A 4,524-nucleotide genomic window follows, 5' to 3' on the forward strand; every position below is an offset into this window, starting at 1 on the left:
TCAAGTCCATCCTTCACTTCTATCTTAAGTGCTAGGGTTTCCTTCATGATATAGTCTTTGTGAACTTCAACTGCATTGTCAATTTCAGCAGGTCCCTTGTAGGAAATCTCAATATTGTCCATCATTTCATATCCGTTGCTCTTTCTCATCTGCTGAACTTTTGATATGAACTCTCTTGCATAGCCTTCATTCACAAGGTCATCATCAAGGTTTGTGTCAAGGATTACAAACAGATTGTTTTCCATAGATACATTGAATCCTTCCTTGGAAGTTATTCTGATATCCAGCATGTCTTCAGTTACATTCACAGTATCTCCATTGACTTCAACATCAACACTTCCACCATTTTGCACGCTGTTTATGATTTCCAAGGCATTTGATTTAGCCAGAACTCCTGCAAAAGCCTTTACATTCTTTCCAAGCTTCGGTCCGCAAGTTCTAAAGTTTGGTTTGAGGCTGAAGTTCATGAATTCCTGAAGGTTCTTCTCGAATACAACTTCCTTGATATTAAGTTCTTCCATGATTAGAGGAGCAAGGTCAGCCATAAGTTCTTCATATTTTCCATCTATGTGAATCTTTTGAAGAGGCTGTCTTACCTTGATTCTTTCAGTTTCTCTTGCAGCTCTACCAAGTGCAACGAGATTCCTGACAAGGTCCATTCTCTTCTCTGTGTTTTCATCTATCATATTCTCATCAACCTCTGGCAGATCGCTAAGGTGTACTGAAACGCCATCTGTAAGGTTTCTGTATATTTCCTCAGCAAGATATGGAGAGAAAGGTGCAACAAGCTGTGAAATTCCTATAAGAATTTCCATAGTTGTATTGTATACTGATTTCTTATCTTCTGTAAGCTCTGTCGCCCAGAATCTTCTTCTAGATCTTCTTATATACCAGTTTGATAAATCTTCATTTACAAATTCCTGTATTGCTCTTACTGCTTTGGTCTGATCATACTGGTTCATACTTTCCCTTACATACTTGTCAAGGTTGTTGAACTTGGAAAGTATCCATCTATCAAGCTCCGGTCTATCCTTGTATTCAACCAAGAAGTCGTTAGGGTTAATACCGTCTGTATTAGCATAAAGTACAAAGAAGTTGTATACATTTTTAACAGTTCCAAAGAATTTGCTCATAACTTCCTTGAGTCCTTCTTCATCAAACTTTGTAGGCGTCCAAGCAGGTGACACATGCAGCAAGTACCACCTAAGTGCATCGGCACCGTATTTGTCAAACATGCTAAAAGGATCTACAGTATTACCCTTAGTCTTGGACATTTTCTTTCCATGCTTATCCAGGATCAAGTCATTTACAAGAACCCTCTTGTAAGGAGACTTGCCCATTACAAAAGTGGATATTGCAATAAGTGAGTAGAACCATCCTCTTGTCTGATCTATTCCTTCGCAGATAAAATCTGCAGGGAAAAGCTCTTCAAAGTTTTCCTTGTTCTCAAATGGATAATGATGTTGGGCATAAGGCATGGCCCCACTGTCAAACCAACAGTCGATTACATCCTTAACTCTCTCCATTGTACCTCCACAGTGAGCACACTTGAAGTGGATATCATCAACATATGGTCTATGAAGCTCTATTGTTTCATCTATATCTTCTATTGCCATCTCGGCAAGCTCTTTTCTTGAACCGACACTTTCAGTATGACCGCATTCGCATGTCCAGATAGGAAGAGGAGTTCCCCAGTATCTGCTTCTGGAAATTGCCCAGTCATTTAAGTTTTCAAGCCAGTTCCCGAATCTTTTCTCTCCAACAAAAGGAGGATACCATTCAACCGTGTTGTTGTTTTCTATCAACTGGTCTTTAAGCTTTGTCATTGCAATATACCAACTCGGCTTTGCATAATAAAGAAGTGGTGTTTTGCATCTCCAGCAGTGAGGATAATTGTGATTCATTGTAACTTTCTTGTAAAGCTTTCCCTCTTCTCTAAGCCATTTTATTATTTCAGGATCTGCATCCATTACAAACATATCTTTCCATATCGTTTCAGTAAACTTGCCCTGCTCATTTACAGGCTGGAGTACAGGAAGGTTGTATCTAAGACCTGTCTGATAATCGTCTTCACCGAAGGCTGGAGCTGTATGCACTATTCCAGTACCGTCTTCAGTTGTAACATAATCTGCACAAGTAACATAAAATGCTTTTTTATCTACATCAACAAAAGGCATGAGCTGCTCATATTCAACAAATTCAAGGTCTCTTCCCTTCATTTCTTCAATTACTTCATATTCTTCCTTAAGTACTGTTCCAGCAAGATTTTTTTCAAGAATATATACTGTATCTTCCGATTTAACCTTTACATATGTTTCTTTAGGATGAACTGTAAGACAAACATTAGAGGCAAGTGTCCAAGGCGTTGTTGTCCATACGAGGAAATACTCGTCAGCATCCTTTCTCTTAAACTTCGCATATACAGTACTGGTCTTTATTTCTTCATATCCCTGAGCAACCTCATGAGAAGCAAGTCCTGTACCACATCTTGTGCAATATGGCATTATCTTGTGACCTTCATAGATGTATCCTTCTTTATTGAACTTGTCAAGAATCCACCATACTGATTCTATATAGTCATTTTCAAGAGTAATATATGGATTGTCAAGATCTATTAAATAAGCCATTCTTTCAGTCATTTCTCTCCACTTGCTTTCATAGGTGAATACTGAATTCCTGCATTCTGTGTTAAACTTGTCTATTCCATAGTTTTCAATGTCTTGCTTATTGTTGAGTCCAAGTTTCTTCTCAACTTCGATTTCAACAGGTAGTCCGTGAGTATCCCATCCAGCTTTTCTCTTTACCTGATATCCTTCCATTGTCTTGAATCTGCAGACTGAATCCTTTAGCGTTCTTGCTATTACATGGTGTATTCCTGGATTGCCATTTGCAGTAGGTGGTCCCTCGTAAAAGATGAAGCTTTCTTTATCAGCTCGAGTTTCAACGCTTTGATGCAAAAGATCTATTTTTTCCCAGTGATCCCTTATGTCTTTTTCATATTCATTATATGGTGCTGTTGATATATTGTTGAATATTTTTTTCATAAATCCTCCTAGATTCATTTCTTGCATTTTGTACTAGTTTTTAAACATAAAAAAGTCCCCTATATATAAATATAAGGGACGAAAATTCTCCGCGGTACCACCCTGATTGCAAATAAAATCTGCCGCTCAATACAATTAACGCTTGCCACGTGATTTCCTACTACTTTCAGAAATCAAACTCATGGATGATTTTCACTTTGTATCCCTTCATAATCTTCCAACCAAGGATTATGTCTCTGTAAATTTCAACAAGGCTACTCTTCCAGTCAAAGTCAAGAAAGCTACTCTATTTTTTGTACGCCAATAGTGCACAAACCGATGTGTTATTGCAATATCATACAATAAATAGGTTGATTTGTCAACCTATTTAGCCATTCAAATTTCTTCAAAAAAGAAGAAAAGACACACACTTAAATTCTATCAACAACAGTCTTATTACTATCAATATTAATAATCTTGTCCATCTTAAGAGCAAGGGATATCTGCTCAATAAATTTCAAATGGTCATTCTTCAAGTCCAGAAGCTTCTTGGCTTTCAAAATTCTATATCTTACCGTATTTTCATGCTGATGGAGGATTTGTGCAGTCTTTTTGAAGTCGCCGTTGTTTTCAAGATACACCTCTACTGTATTTACGATATCCGAATTATAGTATTCATCATATTCCTTAAGAGGCATGAAAACCTCCCTGTAGAATTCCATAAGGTGTCTGCTGTTTCTTATGGGATATAACCTTGTAGACGTTGAGATCCTTGTAAAACACAACCCTGTCCTCCGTAGTAAAGGATAGTTCATAGGATGAAAGAGACTGCCTCACACAATGGTTGAACTCATCCTTAGGTGAAAAGGTATCGCTTACACCTATTTTATAGTCATTCGTATATTGGTTTACAATCTTTTCTACATATTCTATATGTGTCTTGAGCATAACCTGTTTGTTGAAATTCATAATCATAAGTATATTATTTCTATATTTTAAAGCTTCAAAATCATAGTTTGAGTTGAGTTCCTTCCTTAAATAGCTAAGCCTATCCCCGGGAAGATTTTCTACATTAATATATAGGCAATTGTATAAGTTCTTGAAGCTTCCGTTTATCCTCGTTGCTATTGCAGCAACCTCCTGCCTGTTTATATCCACATCCAGGAGCCTGTCAATTCTCATTTCAGATATGGTACCTAAACTGCAATTATCAACCAATAATTTGCAGTTTCTTTCAATACATACTATAAATCTACATTAAATGAACATTTATCCTAGTAAAGGTTTATCTATTTATTTTACTAATCTATTTATCATTATTTTCTAATTCAAGTACAACTTCCTTTTTATCATTCAATATAATATTTACTTTTTCCAGTTTGGATCCTGTTTTAGTGACCAAACCTTCAACTTTATCCAGTCTTCCATTCTTTAAAAGATTTTCAACCTGGTCTTCTGTTAACAATTTGCCACAGACAGGAGTTATCTTGAAGTTACAGCC

At 36.7% G+C, this 4,524-nt stretch carries 4 protein-coding genes and 1 other annotated feature; all 4 genes read right to left on the reverse strand.

All coding sequences use genetic code 11. The annotated features are described in order from the left end of the window. On the reverse strand, positions 1-3,044 hold a 3,044-nt coding region (ileS, locus tag AC3AX0_RS07855; protein ID WP_487549750.1), incomplete at its 3' end, for an isoleucine--tRNA ligase. A 71-nt stretch (positions 3,045-3,115) separates the two neighbouring features. Then, positions 3,116-3,323: a binding site (T-box leader), on the reverse strand. Positions 3,324-3,454: 131 nt separating this feature from the next. Further along, the gene (locus AC3AX0_RS07860) at positions 3,455-3,721 is read right to left on the reverse strand and encodes a helix-turn-helix domain-containing protein (protein WP_487549751.1); all 267 of its coding nucleotides are present in this window, start codon (positions 3,719-3,721) and stop codon (positions 3,455-3,457) included. Further along, a complete protein-coding gene (locus AC3AX0_RS07865; RefSeq protein ID WP_487549752.1) occupies positions 3,711-4,205 on the reverse strand; it encodes a hypothetical protein in 495 nt (164 codons plus the stop codon). The genes AC3AX0_RS07860 and AC3AX0_RS07865 overlap by 11 nt, the downstream gene beginning before the upstream one ends. 124 nt (positions 4,206-4,329) lie before the next feature. Beyond that, the coding region (locus tag AC3AX0_RS07870; RefSeq protein WP_487549753.1) for a topoisomerase C-terminal repeat-containing protein at positions 4,330-4,524 on the reverse strand (195 nt) is incomplete at its 5' end.

It is taken from the genome of Dethiosulfatibacter sp., assembly GCF_983023055.1.